Annotated in this window: 17 protein-coding genes, 1 tRNA gene and 3 pseudogenes; 9 read left to right on the forward strand and 12 right to left on the reverse strand. The window is 48.7% G+C overall.

All coding sequences use genetic code 11. The features are described 5' to 3' along the window. Position 1: 1 nt before the first annotated feature. From gcvP to gcvT, 3 genes are all read right to left on the reverse strand, one after another. On the reverse strand, positions 2-3,004 hold the full coding sequence (gene gcvP / locus MPB2EB_RS06725) for an aminomethyl-transferring glycine dehydrogenase (RefSeq protein WP_185181569.1): 3,003 nt from the start codon (positions 3,002-3,004) through the stop codon (positions 2-4). A gap of 135 nt (positions 3,005-3,139) precedes the next feature. Continuing rightward, on the reverse strand, positions 3,140-3,520 hold the full coding sequence (gene gcvH / locus MPB2EB_RS06730) for a glycine cleavage system protein GcvH (protein ID WP_185181570.1): 381 nt from the start codon (positions 3,518-3,520) through the stop codon (positions 3,140-3,142). Between the two features lie 39 nt (positions 3,521-3,559). Then, the gene (gcvT, locus tag MPB2EB_RS06735; protein ID WP_185181571.1) at positions 3,560-4,684 is read right to left on the reverse strand and encodes a glycine cleavage system aminomethyltransferase GcvT; all 1,125 of its coding nucleotides are present in this window, start codon (positions 4,682-4,684) and stop codon (positions 3,560-3,562) included. A 262-nt stretch (positions 4,685-4,946) separates the two neighbouring features. On the opposite strand from gcvT, the gene MPB2EB_RS06740 reads away from it, so the two are divergent. Continuing rightward, positions 4,947-5,309 (forward strand): hypothetical protein, encoded by a 363-nt coding sequence (locus MPB2EB_RS06740; RefSeq protein ID WP_185181572.1) that lies wholly within the window; start codon positions 4,947-4,949, stop codon positions 5,307-5,309. An 80-nt stretch (positions 5,310-5,389) separates the two neighbouring features. Here the strand turns inward: MPB2EB_RS06740 and MPB2EB_RS06745 are convergent. Both MPB2EB_RS06745 and MPB2EB_RS06750 read right to left on the reverse strand, forming a co-directional pair. Beyond that, positions 5,390-6,253: pseudogene (locus tag MPB2EB_RS06745) on the reverse strand (gamma-glutamyl-gamma-aminobutyrate hydrolase family protein); the annotation flags it as partial. A 160-nt stretch (positions 6,254-6,413) separates the two neighbouring features. Then, entirely contained in the window at positions 6,414-8,174 is a 1,761-nt protein-coding gene (locus MPB2EB_RS06750; RefSeq protein WP_185181573.1) for a cation:proton antiporter, read from the reverse strand. 161 nt (positions 8,175-8,335) lie between these two features. Here MPB2EB_RS06750 and MPB2EB_RS06755 point away from each other — a divergent pair, with 161 nt between their 5' ends. Further along, the gene (locus MPB2EB_RS06755) at positions 8,336-8,860 is read left to right on the forward strand and encodes a disulfide bond formation protein B (protein ID WP_185181574.1); all 525 of its coding nucleotides are present in this window, start codon (positions 8,336-8,338) and stop codon (positions 8,858-8,860) included. An 11-nt stretch (positions 8,861-8,871) separates the two neighbouring features. Next, positions 8,872-8,947 (forward strand) — tRNA-Thr (locus tag MPB2EB_RS06760). Between the two features lie 89 nt (positions 8,948-9,036). On the opposite strand, the gene elbB is transcribed toward MPB2EB_RS06760, so the two are convergent. The 3 genes from elbB to MPB2EB_RS06775 form a co-directional block, all read right to left on the reverse strand. Then, positions 9,037-9,702 carry an isoprenoid biosynthesis glyoxalase ElbB gene (gene elbB, locus MPB2EB_RS06765; RefSeq protein WP_185181575.1) on the reverse strand — a complete coding sequence of 222 codons (666 nt, stop codon included), beginning with the start codon at positions 9,700-9,702 and terminating at the stop codon, positions 9,037-9,039. A gap of 101 nt (positions 9,703-9,803) precedes the next feature. Further along, positions 9,804-10,439 carry a DUF924 family protein gene (locus tag MPB2EB_RS06770; RefSeq protein WP_185181576.1) on the reverse strand — a complete coding sequence of 212 codons (636 nt, stop codon included), beginning with the start codon at positions 10,437-10,439 and terminating at the stop codon, positions 9,804-9,806. Between the two features lie 343 nt (positions 10,440-10,782). Further along, on the reverse strand, positions 10,783-11,739 hold the full coding sequence (locus MPB2EB_RS06775) for an SGNH/GDSL hydrolase family protein (protein ID WP_232534428.1): 957 nt from the start codon (positions 11,737-11,739) through the stop codon (positions 10,783-10,785). Positions 11,740-12,044: 305 nt separating this feature from the next. Between MPB2EB_RS06775 and MPB2EB_RS06780 the strand changes: the two genes are divergently transcribed. Beyond that, positions 12,045-12,278 (forward strand): hypothetical protein, encoded by a 234-nt coding sequence (locus tag MPB2EB_RS06780; protein WP_185181577.1) that lies wholly within the window; start codon positions 12,045-12,047, stop codon positions 12,276-12,278. Here the strand turns inward: MPB2EB_RS06780 and dacB are convergent. Continuing rightward, entirely contained in the window at positions 12,275-13,786 is a 1,512-nt protein-coding gene (gene dacB / locus MPB2EB_RS06785) for a D-alanyl-D-alanine carboxypeptidase/D-alanyl-D-alanine-endopeptidase (protein WP_185181578.1), read from the reverse strand. The two genes, MPB2EB_RS06780 and dacB, sit on opposite strands and share 4 nt — an antisense overlap. A gap of 183 nt (positions 13,787-13,969) precedes the next feature. Here dacB and MPB2EB_RS06790 point away from each other — a divergent pair, with 183 nt between their 5' ends. After that, positions 13,970-14,434: a carboxypeptidase-like regulatory domain-containing protein gene (locus MPB2EB_RS06790; RefSeq protein WP_185181579.1), complete on the forward strand. Its 465-nt coding sequence runs from the start codon at positions 13,970-13,972 to the stop codon at positions 14,432-14,434. Positions 14,435-14,479: 45 nt separating this feature from the next. Here the strand turns inward: MPB2EB_RS06790 and MPB2EB_RS06795 are convergent, their stop codons facing one another. After that, positions 14,480-15,625 carry an L-threonylcarbamoyladenylate synthase gene (locus tag MPB2EB_RS06795; RefSeq protein ID WP_185181580.1) on the reverse strand — a complete coding sequence of 382 codons (1,146 nt, stop codon included), beginning with the start codon at positions 15,623-15,625 and terminating at the stop codon, positions 14,480-14,482. A gap of 304 nt (positions 15,626-15,929) precedes the next feature. Between MPB2EB_RS06795 and MPB2EB_RS06800 the strand changes: the two genes are divergently transcribed. The 3 genes and pseudogenes from MPB2EB_RS06800 to MPB2EB_RS06810 all read left to right on the forward strand — a co-directional run. Beyond that, positions 15,930-17,375, forward strand: coding sequence for a DNA-3-methyladenine glycosylase 2 family protein (locus tag MPB2EB_RS06800; protein ID WP_185181581.1), 1,446 nt, complete (start codon positions 15,930-15,932; stop codon positions 17,373-17,375). An 11-nt stretch (positions 17,376-17,386) separates the two neighbouring features. Further along, positions 17,387-17,887, forward strand: a complete 501-nt coding sequence (locus MPB2EB_RS06805) for a methylated-DNA--[protein]-cysteine S-methyltransferase (protein ID WP_185181582.1) — start codon at positions 17,387-17,389, stop codon at positions 17,885-17,887. A 115-nt stretch (positions 17,888-18,002) separates the two neighbouring features. After that, a pseudogene (locus MPB2EB_RS06810) lies at positions 18,003-18,205 on the forward strand (integrase core domain-containing protein); the annotation flags it as partial. Here MPB2EB_RS06810 and MPB2EB_RS06815 read toward each other — a convergent pair. Then, entirely contained in the window at positions 18,193-20,271 is a 2,079-nt protein-coding gene (locus tag MPB2EB_RS06815; RefSeq protein WP_185181583.1) for a hypothetical protein, read from the reverse strand. The pseudogene MPB2EB_RS06810 and the gene MPB2EB_RS06815 overlap by 13 nt on opposite strands. Before the next feature lie 677 nt (positions 20,272-20,948). Here MPB2EB_RS06815 and MPB2EB_RS06820 point away from each other — a divergent pair. Beyond that, a pseudogene (locus MPB2EB_RS06820) lies at positions 20,949-21,151 on the forward strand (integrase core domain-containing protein); the annotation flags it as partial. A 27-nt stretch (positions 21,152-21,178) separates the two neighbouring features. Here MPB2EB_RS06820 and MPB2EB_RS06825 read toward each other — a convergent pair. Then, on the reverse strand, positions 21,179-23,083 hold the full coding sequence (locus MPB2EB_RS06825) for a hypothetical protein (RefSeq protein WP_185181584.1): 1,905 nt from the start codon (positions 23,081-23,083) through the stop codon (positions 21,179-21,181). Between the last annotated feature and the right edge of the window lie 720 nt (positions 23,084-23,803).

A 23,803-nucleotide genomic window follows, 5' to 3' on the forward strand; every position in this document is an offset into this window, starting at 1 on the left:
TCTATGCCTCTTCTATAGGTTCCGCGAGCGGACTCTCTTCGACTGGCATACAGGAGCAAAATAAGTTCCGATCGCCATAAGCGTTGTCCGCCCGACCAACGGGCGGCCAATATTTATGCTTCAACACGATCGGCTGCGGCCACACGGCAGCTTCACGCGAATAACTATGCGGCCAAGCACTTGCGGTCGCCACTTGAGCCGTATGCGGCGCATTTTTAAGCAGATTGTCTACACGATCAGCCCGAGCCTCTTCAATCTCGCGGATTTCAGCGCGAATTGCAATCATTGCATCAATAAAGCGATCAAGTTCGGCTTTAGATTCCGATTCAGTTGGCTCGATCATGAGCGTACCAGGCACCGGAAAACTCATTGTCGGCGCATGAAAACCATAGTCAATCAAGCGCTTAGCCACATCTTCCACCGTAATGCCAGTGATCTCCTTCAAAGGCCGCAGATCAAGGATACATTCATGCGCTACTTTTGCCCGCGGGCCGCTATACAACAGCGGGTAGTGCGCACCCAGCTTATGCGCCAAATAATTTGCCGCCAAGATCGCGCATTCAGTCGCCGCAGTCAGACCCGCTGCCCCCATCATGGCGATATACATCCATGAAATGGGCAAAATTGATGCTGAGCCATATGGCGCGGCTGAAACAGGGCCTACGTCACCGGCCTGGCTTGGCGTCGCGCCATGGCCTGGTAAAAATGGCGCGAGATGCGCAGCCACGGCCACTGGACCCACACCCGGTCCGCCACCGCCATGTGGAATACAGAAAGTTTTATGCAGATTAAGATGCGAAACATCACCGCCAAACTGACCGGGAGCACATAAACCGACCATCGCATTCATATTCGCGCCATCGATATACACTTGGCCACCATGCGTATGCACAATCTCGCAAATTTCTCGCACATTGCGCTCAAATACGCCATGCGTAGATGGATAAGTAATCATTATCGCGGCTAACTGCGGCGCGTATTGCGCGGCTTGCGCGCGTAGATCGGCAAGATCAATATCGCCATTTGTAGCACAGCGCACGACGACCACCCGCATACCCGCCATGTGCGCCGAGGCTGGATTAGTGCCATGCGCGGAGGCCGGAATAAGGCAAACATCACGCAGCGCTTGCCCACGCGACGCATGATACGCGCGAATCGCGAGTAACCCCGCGTATTCACCTTGCGAACCCGCATTGGGCTGCAACGAGACTGCAGCATAGCCGGTGCAAGCAATCAGCATCTGTTCTAATTGCTCAATCACCGCGCGATAGCCTACCGTCTGCGACGCGGGCGCAAACGGATGCATCTGCGCAAATTCAGGCCAACTCAGGGGCAGCATTTCCGAGCTTGCATTCAGCTTCATCGTACATGAACCCAGCGGAATCATCGTGCGATCAAGCGCTAAATCTTGATCCGCCAAGCTCCGTAGATAGCGCAGCATTTCGTGTTCTGTGTGATAGCGGTTAAAGACTGGATGCGTTAAATAATGGCTTTGGCGCAGCAACGAGGTCGGTAGGCGCGAACCTGTCGTAGCGTCCAACGTCTCAATCTCGGGTAATGAAAACCGAGCGATTGCCCCCGCTGCGTCGCCTTTAACCGCTTCGCTCAAGGGTTTAGCTACCCCCTCCGCGGTCCGGCTAACGGCGCTAAATACCGTCCATAGCTCAGTCAAATCTGTACGCGTTGTGGTTTCATCGAGTGACACCCCGACCTGCGTTGCATTAATCCGCCGCAGGTTGATCCCATGCTGCTCAGCTTGCACATGTATCTTCTCGGTTAAGGCACCGGTCTTAATCGTCAGAGTATCAAAGGAGGTCTGATTCACCATCTCAAACCCGAGTTGCTCAAACCCCGCGGCCAGGATTTCCGTGAATCGGCTCACGCGCAAAGCAATAGCGCGCAGACCTGATGGGCCATGATAGAGCGCATACATACTCGCAATAATGGCTAGCAGCGCCTGCGCCGTGCAAATATTTGAGGTGGCCTTCTCACGGCGGATATGCTGTTCGCGGGTTTGTAGTGCAAGCCGCAACGCAGGGTTGCCTTGTGCATCCACCGTGACGCCGACTAAACGTCCGGGTAAATGACGTTTATATTCATCGCGCACCGCAAAATAGGCCGCGTGCGGACCGCCAAACCCCATCGGTACGCCAAAACGCTGGGTATTGCCCAGCGCAATATCTGCCCCCCATTCACCGGGTGGCGTTAATAACGTTAAAGCCAGCAAATCTGCGGCCACGGCAACCCGCGTTCCGATCGCCTGGAGCGCTTTCACGAGTGCTTGATCATCACGCACCGCGCCATCAACCCCTGGATACTGCAGCAATACACCAAACGCCTGGGCTTGAAGCGCCGCCGCGGCAGGTCCGACGACGACGTCGATGCCTAGCGCCTGCGCTCGCGTTTGCACCACCGCAATGGTTTGCGGCAACACATCTTCAGCCACATAAAATATCTGTGATTGGGTGGTACTAACACGCCACAACAAGCCCATTGCCTCGGCTGCCGCAGTGGCCTCGTCAAGCATCGATGCATTCGCCAGCGCCAGACCGGTTAAGTCGGTTACCATCTGCTGAAAATTCAGCAAAGCGGTTAAACGCCCTTGTGAAATTTCTGGTTGATACGGTGTATAAGCTGTATACCAAGCCGGATTTTCTAGCACATTGCGCAAAATCACGCTGGGGGTATGCGTGCCATAATAGCCCTGCCCAATAAAAGAACGCAATACCTGATTTTGCGCTGCCAATGCGCGCAGTTCAGCCAATGCTTGCGCTTCGCTTTTAGCTTCACTGAAAGCGCCTAATGGCAATCCATCATGGCGTCGGATATCAGCCGGGACAACCGCGTCAATCAAGGCTTTACGTGAAGTAAAACCAAGCTCACCCAGCATCTGCTGTTGTTCAGCGTCACTTAAGCCAAGGTGCCGTTTGGCAAAGCTGTCGTAAGCTTCGCATGCCTGGAGAGAATGAGGGGAGTCGACTAAATTAAGGGAAAGAGGTTGCATCGGGAGTTGAATTGAATTTCAGATTCTGCTTGACGGAGGCTATCGCAAAACTAAGTAAGCGAATACCACGCAGGATTCACTATGCGAATTTAAAAACTGACTTTAAGCGTTAAAGTCAGTTTAATTTTCTGGCAACTAACCACCAATCGATTGGCGGTATGCTTCAGCGTCCATTAATGACGCAAATTCTGCCTCATTAAAAGGCTTCATTTTTAACAGCCAAGCCGCATATGGATCAGCATTCACCGCGCCGGGCTCATCTGCTAACTTCTCATTTATTTCAAGTACCTCGCCAGATATAGGCGCATAAATATCCGAGGCCGCTTTAACTGATTCAATCACCGCTAATGCTTTGCCAGCAACAATTCCTGTGCCTTCCGTGGGCAACTCTAAAAAAACAATATCGCCCAGCGCTTCTTGCGCATGGTCAGTAATTCCGATCGTGACAGCACCATCGGGCTCAACCCGCACCCATTCATGGGATGCCGTATATTTTAAATCTGCTGGGAGTTTCATTGGTTATTCCTTTTGCTTAAATATGCATCATCGGGAAATTTAACATCCATTGACTAACGCTTTGCCATGACGTACGAAAGGCAATTTCACAACCTGCGCAGCGCATGGTTTGTTACGAATTTGGACCTGCACCGTATCCCCTACCTGCACGCCTAATGGCAGACGCGCAAAAGCAATCGACCGTTGCAATAGAGGTGAAAATGTACCACTTGTAATTTGCCCCGGCCCAGCGGCCGTCAGCACCTTCTGCTGCGCCCGCAAAACACCACCCGGCTCACACAGTATGAGTCCAGCAAAAACCGCCTGGCAACCCGCGTGTAATACCGCTCTTTTACCCACAAAATCTCGCGCTGAGACTAGATCGACGGTCCATTCTAAACCAGCATCCAGTGGCGAGGTGTTAAGGTCCATATCTTGGCCATATAAATTCATGCCGGCTTCGAGCCGCAGCATATCGCGCGCGCCCAAACCACAAGGACGCACACCAGCCTCAACCAGCTTGGCCCACACATCGCTTGCCGCCTCCGCCGCAAGCATCAGCTCAAAACCATCCTCGCCAGTATAGCCGGTGCGCGCGAGCAACATTTCCCCATACGGCGTAATTGGCGCAAGCGCAAACTCAAATGGCTTTAGCGCTGCGGCCGCACTACGCACTGTAGGCGCTAGATTCAGGACTTTCTCACCCGCCTGTGGGCCTTGCACGGCAATCATCGCCAAATCGCGGCGCGGCATCAGTGTCACGCCAAATTCACCTTCAGCGTTTAATTGGTTAAGCCAGACCATGTCTGCTTCGGCCGTCGCCGCATTTACAACGACACGAAACAGGTCTTCACGAATAGAGTAAACAATTAAATCGTCAATTACCCCACCCTGGGCATTGAGCATGCACGAATAAAGCGCCCGCCCCAGGGTTTTAAGTTTGTCAATATTATTGGCGAGCGCATAGCGCAAAAATGCGCGCACATCATCACTGCCGACCGTACCACCCACATCGATCACACACATATGAGAGACATCGAACATGCCCGCCGCCGCGCGCACCGCATGATGCTCATCTAGTTGTGAACCATAATGCAAAGGCATAGCCCACCCGCCAAAATCAACCATACGGGCATTAGATGAGCAGTGAGTAGCGTAAAGAGGTGTTTTTCTTAAATCGATCATTCAGCGCAGCCTGAGAATATTTGGATCCAGTCTGTAATATTATACCGCTGAGGACTGACCAAAATTAAACATCTTGATCAATGCAAAAATCAACGATAAGTTATCAAAATTGATAACTTATCCATAGAATCGTGATAAAAAATCACCATCTTGATGCCAAAACCGAGCGTAATGTTGCTGAGCTACTGCATATCTTAATTATCGATGGTATTGCTCGCTGCACTCATTGGACGATTAAAGACTGAGTATTCCAAGGCGAAATTTGTGGTTCTTAAAAACCCAGCACGCTCAACGTATTGAGCAAAAATTCAGCGACCCCCACTATTTTGTAAAAATGATGGAGGTTCGCGCCAAGCTCTATAACAAATCAACCAGCGACGCTATAAATGGATTGCGTGAGTTTGCTCAACATAACACGGACATATTAGTCAAACGCGCCAAGGTAGACCTTAGACCATGGCTGCCGGAACATATGTGGCAGCACTTTTGGCCCAACACCTTCTCAACCGGAAATGGAAGGGGTCCTCGCCTTTGGCCGCCCCCGCACTTGGTATGCAAAATTTTCTCCATGGGGGGAAAAAATTTATGGATTATCGGCTCTAACGCCAGAAAGCGCTTTGCGTGATTGCTATTTATATGCCCACAAGACGGATATGTGGTGCCCAAAAGAAGACGATCTGGATCTGCCAGAAAAATTTTACGCCGCTAAAAGCGCGTCTCGCGCGCGGCCCGTAAAAAACTATCCAGCAGCGGCGTGCAGTCAAGTAACTCCGGCCCAGAAGCACGATGAAATTCAGGATGCCACTGCACCCCTACAACAAATGGCGCTTTGTTGTAACGCACCGCTTCAATGATATCGTCACCCGCTGAGATGGCTTCGGCTGACAGATCGCGCCCCAGCGTTTTCACCGCTTGATGATGGATTGAATTGACGGTTGCATCGCCCGCTAAAAATAGCTTGGAAAAGGACGAGCCAGTAGGAAAATTAACCGTATGATGATGCAAATCATATCGATCGTTCACATGCACGCCCGCCGTGGGGACATCGCTCGCAATGTCTTGATACAAAGTCCCGCCAAAGGCCACATTAATCAACTGGCAACCGCGGCAAATACCCAACACAGGCTTCCCTGCCTCAATAAATTCGTGCAAGAGTTCAAGCTCATACATATCGCGCACACGATCTCCTGGCCACTCAGGGCGTGTCGCCTCCGGCGAATACGATTGCGGTGAAACATCAGCGCCCCCTTGCAGTACCAGCCCATCTAATTGCTTGGCGTAATCGCGCAGCCGGATATTGCTAGGATGTAACATGCCCTGATGACCCACGGTCGGAATCATAAACACCAATACATCGCGCGACATCACCCAATGTGCAATAGACTCTTCCAAATACTGCAGGGTTTTGCCACGTAGCCCTTTGCCGCCTGGTTCCGGATGAAAAATCCGCGCCGAGATACCGATGCGCAAAGTGCGTTGTGTAATTTGCTGCGTGGCGCGGCCATATAACATACGCAAACGCGCGACAACACTACGCCCAAAGACCGACCAGGCTGAATCATTTTCTTTTGCATAAGAAGCGGTTGCAGAACTCTCTAGCGCCAAGGCTGGCTCAGCAGTTGTCGCAGAGGGTTCAACTACGGTCGATTTTGAGTTGTCGTTCATTACAAAATTGCCTATTCAAATGAGCACTCTCTATTTTCTAGCGGCCGGCGGAAAAAACCACACGCTAACCATGGTCTTGATTATCATGAAAAGTTTCACGCAACACAATTTGTAATCTAGCATGAACCCGCACAAACCAGCGCCACAGTACCACAAGTAAAAGCGCGGCGCAGGCTAAAACTGCAATCAATAAATCGACTGGAGGTAGAATCCGTCCGCTTAAAGCCACCACCCATAAAAATACGCCAAACATCGCAATCGCTGGCACAAGTTCAGCCAGCGCATAACGGATACTGGTCGTAAAACGCCCGGTGACCGCTGGTCGCACGCTAATTTCGGCTAACAAAAGCGCCAGCGATTTAAGCTTACGGTAGATTGCAACCAAAAAAGGCATCGAGATCGCCAGCGCCGCACTCCACCACAAAACGTTTTGGATTCTCTCATCCGGCACCCGAGCGTTAACCCAGTCATCAACCCGGATCGCAAAATAAGAAACCCCGATAAAGATAGCCGCAACCAGCGCAAGGTTAATCGCAATCTGTAGCACAATATTGCGTACCACTCTAAACACCGCGGCATTATCGCCAGTGGGCTGCAAGTTGGATAACCATTGCGCGTAATTAGAAAATAAGCTGACCACTGGACGCGGCAAAATCTCCGCAATACGCTGCGTCAGAGGATCGGCAGCCCGAATCAGATAAGGCGTAAACAACGTTGTTAGCGCAGAAACCGCAACCGCAACCGGATAAAGAAAATCGCTGGTCACATGCAAAGATACACCCAACGCCGCAATAATGAACGAAAACTCGCCAATTTGCGCCACGCTCATCCCCACTCTCATTGAAGTGCGGCCATCGCAACCCGCGACGAAGGTGCCAAGTCCGCAGGTGAGAATTTTGCCAAATACCACTGCCACCGTAATCACTGCAATCGGCCAAGCATGGTCCACCAGCGCGCGTAAATCCAACATCAACCCGATCGTCACGAAGAAGATTGCGCTAAACATATCGCGGAGCGGCGCAACCACCCGCTCAATCGAATGGAGCGCGCGTGATTCAGCCATAATTGCGCCGATTAAGAAGGCTCCAAGCGCAATACTATAATCCAGTTTAACGACGATTAAACAAAACCCAAAGCACAAGCCAAGCACTGTAATCAGCAGCATCTCATCGCGTTTAAAACGGGCCACATATTGCAATAAACGCGGCACAAGCAGTAGCCCAAGCACCAATGATACGACCATAAACAACATGAGACGCGCAAGCGTGATCACTACACTGCCCGCATCTACCGAACCACTACTCGCAATCCCCGAAAGCAACGCAATCATCGCAATCGCAAGGATATCTTCAACAATTAAGATACCAAATACAGTTTGCGCAAAACGCTCACGCTTTAAACCCAGCTCATCTAGCGCCTTGACAATAATCGTCGTAGACGAAATTGCTAGCATGGCCCCCAGAAAAAGCGCATCCATGGTTTTCCAGCCAAAGGCGCGGCCAATTTCATAGCCGAGCCATAGCATCAGAACAATCTCCGATAATGCGGCAACAATCGCGGTTACGCCAACTTTAACCAGCTTGCGCAAACTGAATTCAAGCCCTAGCGAAAACATCAGAAAAACTACGCCAAGCTCGCCTAGCGTATGAATCGAGGTTTCATCGCCAATTAACTCAAACGGTGGCGTATGGGGTCCAATAATGACCCCCGCGGCAATGTAACCCAGCACAACGGGCTGCTTAAAACGATGAAAAAGTACGGTAACAATCCCCGCGATCAGCATGATCACCGCCAGATCATGAATAAAACCAATGGTATGCTGCATGCAGTATATGTCCTTGAAGGCAGATACAATAATGTAATTAAATTAAGCCACCGCGCTAAAAAACAGCGCTTATCCCCGAACTATAGCTTAAGCGAACAGCGATTGTGGTCACTTCGCGCTACAATAGTTTTTAATTTAGCGATTCCATTTTATCCATTTTCATGAATCCAAGGTTCAACTGGCTCCGCTCACCCCGTTTACTTGGGCTAAGTGGCCTAATTAGTATCGCATTTCTAAGCGGTGCATTTTATCTTCAATTTTTTGAAAACGAAGCTCCGTGCCCATTATGCATCTTACAGCGCTATGCCTATATATTGATTGCGCTTTTTGCGCTAACCGGCGCTAGCGTGCGCCAACGCCGCCTGAACTTAGCGCTACACGGATTCACCCTGATTGCAACCATCGGCGGCATCGTTGCAGCGGCGCGCCAAATCTGGGTCCTTAAACATCCATTCTTTAGCTGTGGCTTCGACATTTTTCGCCCGATTGTCGACAACCTTCCCTTGGCCTGGATTCTACCGTCCGCGTTTACCGCTAGCCGATTATGCGAAGTACCCTATGCACCGATTCTCGGACTTTCGCTGCCAACTTGGTCGTTAATCGGCTATTTGTCGATCTTTGCGTTGGTGAGTGTTAGCCTCATTTCATCATGCAAACTTGGCAGCGCAGCAAAAAGCTCGTTATAATCGCCGCTCTTGCCGGAATAGCTCAGTTGGTAGAGCAGCGCATTCGTAATGCGAAGGTCGGGGGTTCGACTCCTCTTTCCGGCACCATTTGTCATAAATGGTAGTCACAAAACTCTCTTGAAAAACCCGCCAGTCACGCATTCAAAGTGTTTGGCGGTGGCGGGCCTCATGTCAGTTTAAATCAATTCCAATACCTTCTTAACCAACGCATCAATTCCTTGCGCAACCCCTACGATTGATGCATCTTCGCGCATATACCCCGGCGTAGTCACTACTTTGTGCTTACTGTCGACCACAATCGCATCCGTCGCGCAAATCACATGCTGCCCACCCACCTTCTCAATCATTGCCGCCAAATGACTGTCATTACCAATGGTTAGGCGCACAGGTTGATCAGTCAGATTTTTGAATAATTTAGGGAGGAGTGCCGGAGCAATACAGATAAATCCAGTGGGTTTGCCCGCTTTATACATTTCTTGGATTAATTGACTAAGCTCTGGCTCAATCAAGCAATCGCTTCCCTGCGTAGCAAAGTCACTTAAATTTTTCGCCACCCCAGAACCACCCGGTAAAACTAGAGCATCTAACAGAGTAGGATCCGCGTCGGAAAGAGCCTTGACTTTACCGCGAGCAATGCGCGCCGACTCCACTAAAACATTACGTTTTTCGGTAGTCGTTTCACCCGATAAGTGATTGATCACATGAAGTTGCGGTTTATCTGGCGCAAAACAAATAGCCTGCGCACCAGCGCGTTCTATAGCCAACAAAGTGAATACGGACTCGTGTATTTCGGCACCATCAAAAACACCGCAACCACTTAAAACTACGCCAATTCGTTTCATCGCACCTCCCTTTTGATACGCTTTTCGATATACATGGTGATTCCTATAGGTGAATTTTATTTATCAAACAAGATATTGGATACCGCCGATGCTAGCCTTCATCAAAAAGACGAGCCTGGTTCGTGTAAAAATGCTTCTTCTTCGGCACTGGACACTCGCCCCAAAATAGCATTTCGATGCGGATAGCGCCCAAATCGCGTCATCACCTCTGCGTGCTTAAGCGCCCAGGTTAGAGGAGCACTTAGACCGGTTTCAGACTTAAGCACCTCGAACAAGCGCACAGATTCACGCTGGCCGTGCATAGACTCATCATGCTCAAACGGCATATAAACAAACCAACGGTGATAGGGCGTTGGCAAACAGCGATCTTCGGCACTGCCAACCAGCGTCAGCGCGACTTCAAGCGCACGCGCATCAGAGGCAAATGCACGCGCCGTACCGCGATATAAATTGCGCGAGAATTGATCCAACAATACGATCAACGCACATGCCCCCAATGGGGTCCTGGCCCATGCATCGCATTGTCCAGCCATAGCGCTCTCATGCACGGCCTCAAAGCGGCTACGAATCACCGCATCTATTGCATCAGATTGGCTAAACCATAAAGCGCGGTCGCCGCCATATTCTGCCGAGCCTGGCGCGCCAAACCAAAAATCAAGTATCTCACATGCACCTGGCGCCAGTATTGCCCGCTCTTGTGCAGTTTCGTCAAGGGATTGCTCAGATTTAGCATTCATCGTATTTAAGATTAGCCTATGGAGTTAGAGTAAATGTCATGACGACCCAATTATTATCCGTCCAAATTAGAGCATGCGCTATTCTATAAACTTGCCCCCGTATCACTCAATCCAAAACCTTATTTAGGCTCATCCATTCTTAACGTATGGGCCTGCGTAGGAAAAAGTATAGCAAGGCACTGTGAGAGAGTTGATCTTTGTAAGGCTCAAGCGTTAGCGTTTACTCAACTCATGGCCAGCAAGAATGTGCAAGCTAGATGCAGCCAAAGCGATTAAAAATGTAGCTCAAGCAAAATGAAATAGAGAGGGAAAAATCCCCCTCTATCAAGCACGTCAGTTGATGTCAGTGAGTGGCTGTAGCAAGCCGTTCTTGAACATAAGCGGCAAAACGTGCGTGCAAGCGTGTTGTAGGATGCACTCCGTCAGCAAACATATAAGTTTGATCTGCATTTGGCACGGTGTAGATGCTAGGCGAGCAGAAAAGCGAACTGCCGAATTGCGGCGGCAAGAGCTGAAAATTACATGCGACACCTGTATTACCGACACTGAAACCTTCTGCTTGATAAGAAGCCAGCATCCGATTAAAGAAGCTAAACGCATCAACCGTAATGATGACATTAGCCACCGCGGGTTGCTGTGCTTGTAGCGCCCGCGCCAGCGTATCATTAAATAACACCGTCAATTGCGTCAAGGCTACACCACTATCCGGCCGGGTTATACCGAATGGCGTTCTACCGACATCGGATACATTAACCACAACCACTCGGCGCGCCCCTGCTTTAACCATCGACTGAGCCACTCTAGCAAGCGCATTCGCTGCCGTCGTCACATTATCAGCCGCCGTAGTAGGAGCCATTTTATTTTCAGCGACGGCTTTTTCATTTATCTTGATATCATTGCCACCACCATTCAGTAGAATAATCTGATTCGGTTTAAAGTTGCCATGTACATCTAGATAACTTTGGACTTGAGCCGCCACCGGCATGGTAATTGCCCCTAAATTATTGGGCTGATGGCCCTCCCCCGTAGGATCGATCACCCGAGAGCCGCCTTGCGCATAACCGTAGCCATCAGGATTGGCTGTAATGGGTACGCCAAAGCCGCCGGTAAACGCCGGACTGAGTGTCGCACCATAATAACTCGCCACCACTTGCGTCCATACTTGCCCTGGGTTGGTGGTAAAGCGCCCGCCCCCAAGGTTTGAGGCTATCGGTGCATATGTCCCTACATCTGACAAGCTATCGCCAAATGATACGATTTGATAATGGGTAGCCGGCGGATTGATAATGTCATCAGGCATTATGCCATCTCCTCCGCCACACGCTGTGAGCACCATTGGTATAGCAAGCGCCAGAGCACTGAATACGCACCGCAGGTTCTTTCCGTTGCTGATTTTTTTATGCGTCCGCGCCACTCGCAGATGCGCCTTGGAAGGATCAAAAGCACCATGCTGGTAAAGATCGTGATTCATATTTGCAAAGCCACACTTAACAAATGAATGAACCGGTTAGCCAACAGGGGCGTCCCCGGAGGACGGTGATGCATAGTGCTCATCACGTGCCATGTCACAATGAATAAAGCAGCTATCTAGCCCAATTATTGGATTTGGAGATTGGCGTTACAGATAGCGCGCGAAGAATTGTGGCGCAAAGCGCAGTAAGAAAAAGTGAGGGGCTGTTGCAAAACGTAACGAGCCAATGCGAATCCAAGCGTTGGCTTTTCTTGGCAGAGCGTAACGTGCAGGTTTGGGTGGCAATCGACCGTTTAAGCCGAGTGCTCGTTGCAATGATGCAATGTATTCAAGTGACAGATCAGAGAGAAGATACGTTATCTTTTTAATGCAATCTTTGGTAGACCCATTCAAGGAGTGCATCATGAGCGGCCTGCGCAGCGGGTGCGCGTGGATCATTAATCATACTGACAACAATATAGCTAGCGCCGTTTGCTGCGCTCACATAACCCGCTATCGCGCGCACCTCATTAAGCGTACCGGTTTTGATCCGTGCTCGCCCCACCAGCGGCGTATTGAGCAAGCGATAGCGCATGGTCCCATCCACGCCTACAATCGGCAATGATTCTACAAAAGCTTGAGCCACTGAACTTTGATTCGCCGCCCGTAACAATGCGGCTAACGAGCGGGCGCTGATGCGCGCTTCATTTGACAGACCTGAACCATTAGAGATAACCAGCTCAGGCATGGTGAGGCTCGTGCGGTGCAGCCATTGTTTAATCGCCCCCACTGATTTGGCGAGATCCGCTGGCGGCTTAGCGCTTTGTGCGCCAATCGTCAAGAAAAGATTATTCGCCATCGAGTTATTTGAGAATTTATTGATATCTTGCACAATCTCAGCCAACACCGGCCCTTTATGCAACCCAACAAGCTTTGCTTCGTTCAAATGCGGCCCTTCGCGCACGTGTCCGCTGAAAGTCCCACCTGATTGCCGCCATAAAGCCAAAAAACCTCTCGCGAAAAACTGCGTATGATCCAACACTGAAACACTTTTCACCCGAGTCCCGCAAGCCAATGGGTACTCACCAGAAAACGCTACGCGCGTGCTGCCGTCCGCTGTAAACTGCACGGCAGGAACAACCGCAGCAGGCCCGCCCGCACACGCGCCAGGCGTGATGTGCAAAGTATCGGTAATATATAACTGCTCAAGCGGGGGTGTAGCCATAATCAGCATTTCCCCATTGGCTTGTGGCGTAAGCGTGAAAGTGAGCGACTTAAACGCATATAACAAAGGATCCGGATTCACTTTATAGGGCGCATTCGCATTCTCATCAAACCACTTGACATAACGCGTCGAGTCGGCGAAATAACTTTTATCTAACACCAGATCTCCCTCAATACTCACCACCCCGGCTTGACGGATTTGTTCAACCAGGTCAATTAACTCTTCGGGAATCAGTTTAGGATCGCCGCTGCCTTTGATATATAAATTACCTCGTAATATGCCATTTTTGAGCTCGCCATCCGCATAGGCTTTGGTCTGCCAACGAAAATCCGGGCCTAGTATAGAAAGCCCTGCGAAAGTCGTCAGCAACTTGATCGTCGACGCAGGAATCATGGCTCGCTTAGCGTTCACCGAGAGAATTGGCCGTGCTTCATCAATCCGCTCGACCACCACGCTCATAGAAGATGGCAGCACGCCTGCCTGCAACAAAGCGGTGCGCACCGTAGGAGGTAAGACACCGGTCGCAATTACAGGGGCTTTGGGGTGAGGGGGTCTCGCATGCACATTGGCTATATTTATAATGGCGCCTAAGCAAATTGACGCCAATATAAGAGCCACGCGACACCCAACTTGGGCTACCCGCGGCAATCGACGTAGGGTAGAAAATCGCATTATCAAAATGACTAAGCTCCGCTTGGACGAAGACTATAAAGATACGCAGCAGCCTAATGCAAAAAACCTTTGGGTGCAATCAAAAGACTCTTGCAAAAGTTTCAATCCTGGGCAGATGCGAGCATCTGCTAGTAAAATATCGTTTAAAAACGATTATGCTTAATTATTCATATAATATTTCTCATGCCAATCAAGCCTACTTATCACGCAAGATCCAACTGGAGTCCTGCCATTACCCTGATCGCCGCACTCAGCATTTGCTTAGGAGGCTATAGTGCTCAGGCTCAACCCAGCCATGATAGTTCCTCCGGCCTGCCACAACCCCAAAGTCAAGGCAAGGTCATCTTTATTTCAGGCGGGGTTGGGCCAAATGAGTCAAAAGCGATACTCAATGTAGTCAAACGTTGGCCCCTATTACTCAGCTTTAGCAGCCCAAATCGCGACTATTTAACTGGAGTGCGCGTTTATATTACAGATCAACATGGCGGCGAAGTACTACAAGCTGATTCGCGCGGCCCTTATATGTTGGTGAACTTGCCCTCAGGCGAGTATATTGTACGGGTGCGTTATCAAGAAAATGAACAAACCCAGCCGATTAAAGTGGCCGGCAAAGGCGAAGCGCGCATCACTTTTTTATGGAACGCTTAACCTTAAACATTTTTCTGATCGCGTTTCTCACACCAGCGAGAAACGTTATTGCGTCAAGTCAAACGCTGCGGCAGCCCGACTCAAACGGTCATTGAGCGCAGCCCACTCTGCTGCAGCCGGTAGTTTTTCGATCAAGATACGCTTAGCATCCGTATTTTCCAGTTCGCGCAGCAGATTATAGAGCTTACGTGCATACGTACGGGGTTCTTCTGGCGCAAGAATAATACGCACTTCGGCGCATTGTGCCCACGGTGTTGCGCACCGCTCAGCCAAAGGCGCGCGCGCAATCACCACAACCGGTTGGCCTTGAGTGCGCACTCTCAGCGCTTGCATGATTTCATCTGCCGTGAGTAAAGCGAGCGGGATACGCGGCGCATAGTGCGCACGTAGCGTACCCGAAACGCGTGGTGCGCTCTCGCCACTCTTTGCAGGCAACGCTTCTTTTTCTTCTTCTGCCGGTACTGCATTGAGCTGCATAGGCAATTGCGGCATTTCCCCCAACACTTCAGCGAGCTGCTCGGCGCTAATGCCCCCGGGGCGCAACAGCGCTGGAAACCCCCGCGATACATCTAAAATGGTCGATTCAATCCCGACTGCGCATGCCCCACCATCCAGGATGGGTACAGTGGCTCCGAATTCATCGTAGACATGTTGGGCGCGCGTTGGACTAACGCGGCCAAAGCGATTAGCGGACGGCGCTGCCACCCCTCCTTGCCCACGCTCACGTTTGCCGCCTGGCCCGCGAAAAGCGCATAACAACGCCTGCGCCACCGGATGCGCCGGACAGCGCAGCCCAATTGAAGACTGACCACCGCTTACCGCATCTGGAATATGGGCAGCACGTAAGAGAATCAGGGTCAGCGGCCCAGGCCAAAATGCATCAATCAACGCCCGCGCGCTCGACGGAAGCGCTCCACTGACCCAGTAAGCAAGATCTGCATTGGGAGCAAGATGCACAATCACCGGATGATTCAAAGGTCGGCCTTTAGCTGCATAAATCCGCGCAATTGCCGCTGGGTTCTCTGCATCCGCGCCAAGGCCATAGACAGTTTCAGTTGGAAACGCAAGCAACTCCCCTCTTTCAAGCACGTGAGCTGCATGCGCAATGCCGCTTCCGTCAACGGGCAAAGCTGTAGGTGGGCTACCCCCTGAATCAGACAAGATGAACTTGGACAAGAAGTTATCGTGCATGGACGAAACCTCCTAACCTAAATCGGCAAACAAAATTAAAAAAAACGGTTAACACAGTATGGCACATAGAAAAAGCACTCGTTAGCCCACAATACCATGAATTTTACTTCCAGCGGTGTCTGTGAGAGGTGGGCCAGATTTAACCAAAGTAAGCTGTTAGTGATCAATTTACTACAAAATGACGGTTGCTCTAAATGAAAACCAAGCAACGCCTAAACCAGCAGTCTAATAGATGTACAGCACGTTCGTTTTTAAGTCGTGGCAGTTGAAAAATCGACCTTCAGCAGAAAACTGGAACAGCATAATGAAATTAAGTAAACAAACCATGTACGAGCGGAGCGTTGCCAAAGACCAAACGTATGATGGGCGGTTTTTCACTGGCGTGCTGACCACCGGCATTTACTGTTTGCCATCATGCCCTGCGCGCAAACCTAAATTTGACAATGTACGCTTCTTTGCTAGTGAAGCTGAAGCAATTGCTGCCGGCTTGCGCGCCTGCAAACGATGTCGCCCAGATCTTTTTGCGCGCGGCAAGCGTTGGGATGAGGCCCTCTATGAAGGCTTAATTGAACGCCTACGCGCTGAGCCTAGCGCATTTAAGGATGTGAATAGTCTCGCCGCAACCGCAGGCATTGGCATCACAAATTTAGCGGATCTCATCCGCACTCATGCCCATCTAACCCCGGCGGCGTTATTGCGCCAAGAACAAGTCTCTTTCGCTTGCCAACGTTTAATTGATTCAAATGAGCGGGTGATCGATCTAGCTCATGAAGCCGGTTTTGAGAGCGAGGCCACCTTCCATCGGCAGTTTCTGGCCACGACCGCAATGACGCCAGGCGCCTATCGGGCTTTACGCGAGTCAAAGAGTTTCTTATTGCAACTCCCGGCAGATTTTCGGGCACTTGATGCGCTCTGTTACCATGGACGAGATCGCGAGGGCATCTTTGAACACGTCTGTGGTCAACAGATCTCTATTCCACTCAGACTCAACCGCCTATTGGTGAAGCTCAAGCTCACCTTGCAAACGTCAGGTGCTTGGTGTGAGGTTGAATATGATGGCGCACCTGCGCCGCAAACGATGGTTAACGCACATGTTATCGCTATGCGCATGTTAGGTTTATATAGTGACAACGCCAGTTTTGAGGCAAGAGCCAATAAACAAGAATATGTGCGAACGCTCGTTGCAAATCACCGTGGTCTACGCATTCCTCTAGCGCCAGGCGCTTTTGAGGCGCTCACATGGGCCATCATCGGCCAACAAATTAATCTAGCTTTTGCGGTACAACTACGGCGCGCCCTGATCAAACACGCCGGTGACCCAGCTGGCACAGGCGGTCAATATACTCATCCATCACCCGAACGCATTGCTGCGATGGATCCCTCTGAATTAACCGCGTTACGTTATTCACGCTCTAAAGCAGAATATTTGATTCATGCTGCGCAAACCATCTGCTCCGGGCAATTGCCATTAGAGCGCTTAGCGCAAGGCTCGGCTCAAGTCGCGGAACGCACCTTACGCAGTGTACGCGGTCTGGGACCATGGACCACGCATTACACTTTAATGCGCGGTTTAGGGTTAGCCGACTGCATGCCGGCTGGCGACAGCGGATTGGCGATAGGACTACAACGCCTATATCAATTGCCACTGAGGCCAAGCCTAGAACAGATGACTGCTCTAATGGCCCCTTTCGCCCCACATCGCAGCCTCGCTACCTGCCATGTTTGGGCCAGTGTAGCAACACAAGCCTAAGGAGCGATACCATGCAATCTCAAACACATTATTTTGGCGGAAAATTTTCCACTCCACTAGGGCAAATGACGGCTATCGTTACCACCGAAGGCGCTTTAGCGCGACTGGCATTCGCCGGAGAAACCCAGGCCGCGCGTCGTTTGTTGCAGGGGATGAATGTCGAATGGCAAAATGCTAAAACAGCCTTTGTCCAACAGCAAATTGAGGAATATTTCTTAGGTCAACGAGCACAATTCGACTTGCCGCTCGCGCCATTAGGCACGGCTTTCCAGCTGCGCGTTTGGCAACAACTCACCGCTATTCCGTACGGCACAACTCTGAGTTATGGCGAGCTGGCCCGTATCCTAGACTGCCCAACAGCGGCACGTGCGGTAGGCGCGGCCAATGGCGCAAACCAGATTGCTGTGATCATCCCCTGCCATCGAGTGATTGGAGCAAATGGCAGTTTGACGGGCTATGCAGGGGGGCTGCATCTCAAGCAGGCCTTACTTACGCTAGAACAAGCGCATTAAAATTGGATATGGGGCCGGCTATTTATTGGTATTCAGCTATAACAAGGTTTGGCCTTTTTAATGGTTGACCCGCTGGCTTGGCCCCTTAAATAACCAGACACAATCATTCACTTAAATTTGTAGCTCTCAAAGTAATGGCGTGGCAGAGACTTTGTAAAAACCATGAAGCGCGATTACATCACTCCTCATGCCAAAACCGGATGCCGTAGCCGCAGCGAACAACTTGGCCATTGCATTTGAGCATTACAAAATGATCAACACCCTCATAGCGCATTGCAATACCGTTCCCGGCATAATTTCAGGAATCAGATAAGTTGAGTAATCCAGGTGTGATCTAGTCTCTGGTTATAGAGCGACCGATTCCAATTTTTTAAAGCGGATAATGCTTTATCGACTTCAAGATCGATGCCATTACACCCGCTTAAATCTAACCTTTTTACATTAGGCGTCTTATTGAGAAGCGCGGCAATCGCCTCTCCAGAAAACCCCGAGTCTCTTAGATCCAAAGACTCCAATTTTTCAAAAGCAGGTAGTGCCTTAAGGGCTTCGAGATCGATAGCATGATACTCGCTTAAATCTAACCTTTTTATATTAGGCGTCTTATTGAGAAACGCGACAATCGCCGCTGCAGAAAACTTCGAGTATTTTAGATCCAAAGATTCCAATTTTTCAAAAGCAGGTAATGCCTTAAGGGCTTCAAGATCGATGCCATTACACTCGCTTAAATCTAACCTTTTTACATTAGGCGTCTTATTGAGAAGCGCGGCAATCACCTCCCCAGAAAGCCTCGAGTATTTTAGATCCAAAGACTCCAATTTTTCAAAAACCGGTAGTGCCTTAAGCGCCTCAAGATCGGTGCCATTACAATAGCTTAAATCTAACGTTTTTACATTAGGTATCTTATTGAGAAGCGCTACAATAGCCGCTTCAGAAAACTCCGAGTCGCTTAGATCCAAAGATTCCAATTTTTCAAAAGCAGGTAGTGCCTTAAGGGCTTTAAGATCGATAGCATGATACTTGCGTAAATTTAACGTTTTTACATTAGGCGTCTTATTGAGAAGCGCGGCAAGCGCCGCTGCAGAAAACCCCGAGTCTCTTAGCTCCAAAGACTCCAATTTTTCAAAAGCAGGTAGTGCCTTAAGGGCTTCAAGATCGATAGCCTTACACCCGCGTAAATTTAACGTTTTTACATTAGGCGTCTTATTGAGAAGCGCGGCAAGCGCCGCTGCAGAAAACCCCGAGTCTCTTAGCTCCAAAGACTCCAATTTTTCAAAAGCAGGTAGTGCCTTAAGGGCTTCAAGATCGATGCCATTACACTCGCTTAAATCTAACCTTTTTACATTAGGCGTCTTATTGAGAAGCGCGGCAAGCGCCTCCCCAGAAAGCTGAGAGGCCCTTAGATCCAAAGACTCCAATTTTTCAAAAACCGGTAGTGCCTTAGGGGCTTCAAGATCGATAGCATGACACTCGCTTAAATCTAACCTTTTTACATTAGGCGTCTTATTGAGAAGCGCGGCAAGCGCCTCCCCAGAAAGCCGAGAGGCCCTTAGATCCAAAGACTCCAATTTTTCAAAAGCAGGTAGTGCCTTAAGGGCTTCAAGATCGATGCCATTACACTCGCTTAAATCTAACCTTTTTACATTAGGCGTCTTATTGAGAAGCGCGGCAAGCGCCTCCCCAGAAAGCCGAGAGGCCCTTAGATCCAAAGACTCCAATTTTTCAAAAGCAGGTAGTGCCTTAAGGGCTTCAAGATCGATAGCATGACACTCGCTTAAATCTAACCTTTTTACATTAGGCGTCTTCTTGAGAAGCGCAGCAATCGCCTCCCCAGAAAGCCAAGAGGCTCTTAGCTCCAAAGACTCCAGTTTTTCAAAAGCAGGTAGTGCCTTAAGGGCTTCAAGATCGATAGCCTTACACCCGCGTAAATTTAACGTTTTTACATTAGGTGTCTTATTGAGAAATGCGACAATCGCCGCTGCAGAAAACTTCGAGTCTCTTAGCTCCAAAGACTCCAATTTTTCAAAAGCAGGTAGTGCCTTAAGGGCTTCAAGATCGATGCCATTACACTCGCTTAAATCTAACCTTTTTACATTAGGCGTCTTATTGAGAAGCACGGCAATCACCTCCCCAGAAAACTTCGAGTATTTTAGATCCAAAGACTCCAGTTTTTCAAAAGCAGGTAGTGCCTTAAGGGCTTCGAGATCGATAGCATGATACTCGCTTAAATCTAACCTTTTTACATTAGGCGTCTTCTTGAGAAGCACGGCAATCACCTCCCCAGAAAGCCGAGAGCCGCTTAGATCCAAAGACTCCAATTTTTCCAAATCAGGTAGTGCCTCAATAACCTTAGGATCGAGCGCTCCGCGCCGAAATCTGAGTTTCAAATACCTTATGTCTGTAGGTAAGTTTTTCAAATTTTCATTTGTACATGCAGTATTTCCTAGAACGAGTTTGGCTCTCCATCTCGTTTTTTTGAGTAAAACCATTACCTCTGCAAAATCTTTTGGGCTATCACTATCCAAAGTAATCAATCTCAGCTCTGGACTGGCCATACTATCCATCTCTTTGGAGCTCCTACGTACACTTTTAATACCTTTTGCGTCTACGTACTTGAATACGTTTCCCCACACTTCAGGCGGACAGCGCGCTATCGCTGACATAGCTTGACCGTTAGCTGCAGGTAATGATGTTGCACGCGGTAAATTTTCTTGTGGCAGTAATTGCTTCCTAGGTAATACATCTGCAACCCAAAGCTGATTTTGTCTATTTTGATCAATCGAATTTTCAGAGGAAGCCTGTGTGACACTAGGAATTAGCCCTGGCAGAGAAGGCGACAGTTTACAAAGTGAATGCATATTTTTCTCGCATTGTAGAAAATAGTTAGAGTTTTGCAGCAAGCAACAGAAAATCCTGTCGAGCAATATACAAAGAGTTTTCGAGTATTAAAGCTTCTAGTGCGAAGTAAACTATATCTAGCCGAAATAAAAACCGCAGTCACTATTGAGATACGCTATCATCGTGGATTGGCCCCTTAAATAACCGGACACAGTCATTCACTTAAATTTGTAGCTCTCAAAGTAATGGCGGGGCAGAGACTTTGTAAAGACCATGAAGCGCGATTACATCGCTCCTCATGCCAAAACCGGATGCCGTAGCCGCAGCGAACAACTTGGCCATTGCATTTGAGCATTACAAAATGATCAACACCCTCATAGCGCATTGCAATACCGTTCCCTGCATAATTTCAGGAATCAGATAAGTTGAGTAACCCAGGTGTGATCTAGTCTCTGGTTATAGAGCGACCAATCTAAGCCGAAGAGATTCCATTTTTTTTAAAGCGGGTAATGCCTTAAGGGCTTCAAGATCGATGCCATTACACCCGCTTAAATCTAACGTTTTTAAATTAGATGTCTTATTGAGAAACGCTATAATAGCCGCTTCAGAAAACTCCGAGTTGCTTAGATCCAAAGATTCCAATTTTTCCAAAACAGGTAGTGCCTTAAGCGCCTCAAGATCGATGTCATTACAATAGCTTAAATTTAACGTTTTTACATTAGGCGTCTTATTGAGAAACGCGACAATAGCCGCTTCAGAAAACTCCGAGTCGCTTAGATCCAAAGATTCCAATTCTTCAAAAACCGGTAGTGCCTTAAGCGCCTCAAGATCGATGTCATTACAATAGCTTAAATTTAACGTTTTTACATTAGGCGTCTTATTGAGAAACGCGACAATAGCCGCTTCAGAAAACTCCGAGTCGCTTAGATCCAAAGATTCCAATTCTTCAAAAACCGGTAGTGCCTTAAGCGCCTCAAGATCGATGTCATTACAATAGCTTAAATTTAACGTTTTTACATTAGGTGTCTTATTGAGAAACGCGACAATAGCTGCTTTAGAAAGCCCGGAGCTGCTTAGATTTAAAAATTCCAATTTTTCAAAAACCGGTAGTGCCTTAAGGGCTTCAAGATCGATAGCCTTACACCCGCGTAAATCTAACGTTTTTACATTAGGCGTCTTCTTGAGAAACGCGACAATCGTCGCTTCAGAAAACTTCGAGTTGCTTAGACCCAAAGATTCCAATTTTTCAAAAACCGGTAGTGCCTTAAGGGGTTCAAGATCGATGTCATTACAATAGCTTAAATTTAACGTTTTTACATTAGGTGTCTTATTGAGAAACGCGACAATAGCTGCTTTAGAAAGCCCGGAGCTGCTTAGATTTAAAAATTCCAATTTTTCAAAAACCGGTAGTGCCTTAAAGGCTTCAAGATCGATGTCTTCGGACTCGTTTAAATCTAACCTTTTTACATTAGGCGTCTTCTTGAGAAACGCGACAATAGCTGCTTTAGAAAGCCCGGAGCTGCTTAGATCCAAAGATTCCAATTTTTCAAAAACCGGTAGTGCCTTAAGGGCTTCAAGATCGATAGCCTTACACCCGCTTAAATCTAACGTTTTTACATTAGGCGTCTTATTGAGAAACGCGACAATCGCCGCTTCAGAAAACTCCGAGTCTCTTAGCTCCAAAGATTCCAATTTCTCAAAAACCGGTAGTGCCTTAAGGGCTTCAAGATCGATGCCATTACATTCGCTTAAATCTAACCTTTTTACATTAGGCGTCTTATTGAGAAGCGCAGCAATCGCCTCTTCAGAAAACTCCGAGTCACTTAGATCCAAAGACTCCAACCTTTCCAAAGCAGGTAGTACCTTAAGCGCTTCAAGATCGATAGCCTTACACCCGCTTAAATTTAACGTTTTTACATTAGGTGTCTTATTGAGAAGCGCGACAATCGCCGCTTCAGAAAACTTCGAGCCGCTTAGATCCAAAGACTCCAATTTTTCAAAAACCGGTAGTGCCTTAAGAGCTTCAAGATCGATAGTCTTACACCCGCTTAAATCCAACGTTTTTACATTAGGCGTCTTCTTGAGAAGCGCGGCAAGCGCCTCCCCAGAAAGCCTAGAGCCTCTTAGATCCAAAGACTCCAACTTTTCCAAAGCAGGTAGTGCCTTAAGGGCTTCAAGATCGATAGCCTTACACCTGCTTAAATTTAACGTTTTTACATTGGGCGTCTTCTTGAGAAGCGCGGCAATCACCTCCCCAGAACGCCGAGAGCCGCTTAGATCCAAAGACTCCAATTTTTCCAAATCAGGTAGTGCCTCAATAACCTTAGGATCGAGCGCTTCGCGCTGAAATCTGAGTTTCAAATACCTTATGTCTGTAGGTAAGTTTTTCAAATTTTCATTTGTACATGCAGTATTTTCTAGAATGAGTTTGGCTCTCCATCTCGTTTTTTTGAGTAAAACCATTACCTCTGCAAAATCTTTTGGGCTATCACTATCCAAAGTAATCAATCTCAGCTCTGGACTGGCCATACTATCCATCTCTTTGGAGCTCCTACGTACACTTTTAATACCTTTTGCGTCTACGTACTTGAATACGTTTCCCCACACTTCAGGCGGACAGCGCGCTATCGCTGACATAGCTTGACCGTTAGCTGCAGGTAATGATGTTGCACGCGGTAAATTTTCTTGTGACAGTAATTGCTTCCTAGGTAATACATCTGCAACCCAAAGCTGATTTTGTCTATTTTGATCAATCGAATTTTCAGAGGAAGCCTGTGTGACACTAGGAATTAGCCCTGGCAGAGAAGGCGACGGCTTACAAAGTGAATGCATATTTTTCTCGCATTGTAGAAAATAGTTAGAGTTTTGCAGCAAGCAACAGAAAATCCTGTCGAGCAATATACAAAGAGTTTTCGAGTATTAAAGCTTCTAGTACGAAGTAAACTATATCTAGCCGAAATAAAAACCGCAGTCACTATTGAGATACGCTATCATCAAATTAAAATACTGACCTTGTCCCCGTTTAGCATATCCCTTATCCGAACGGATTATGCTGCCAGCGTGATCTGACGGGCAAGCCAA

The sequence above is a fragment of the Mycoavidus sp. B2-EB genome (genome assembly GCF_014218255.1).
In the GTDB taxonomy this organism is placed as follows: Bacteria; Pseudomonadota; Gammaproteobacteria; order Burkholderiales; family Burkholderiaceae; genus Mycoavidus.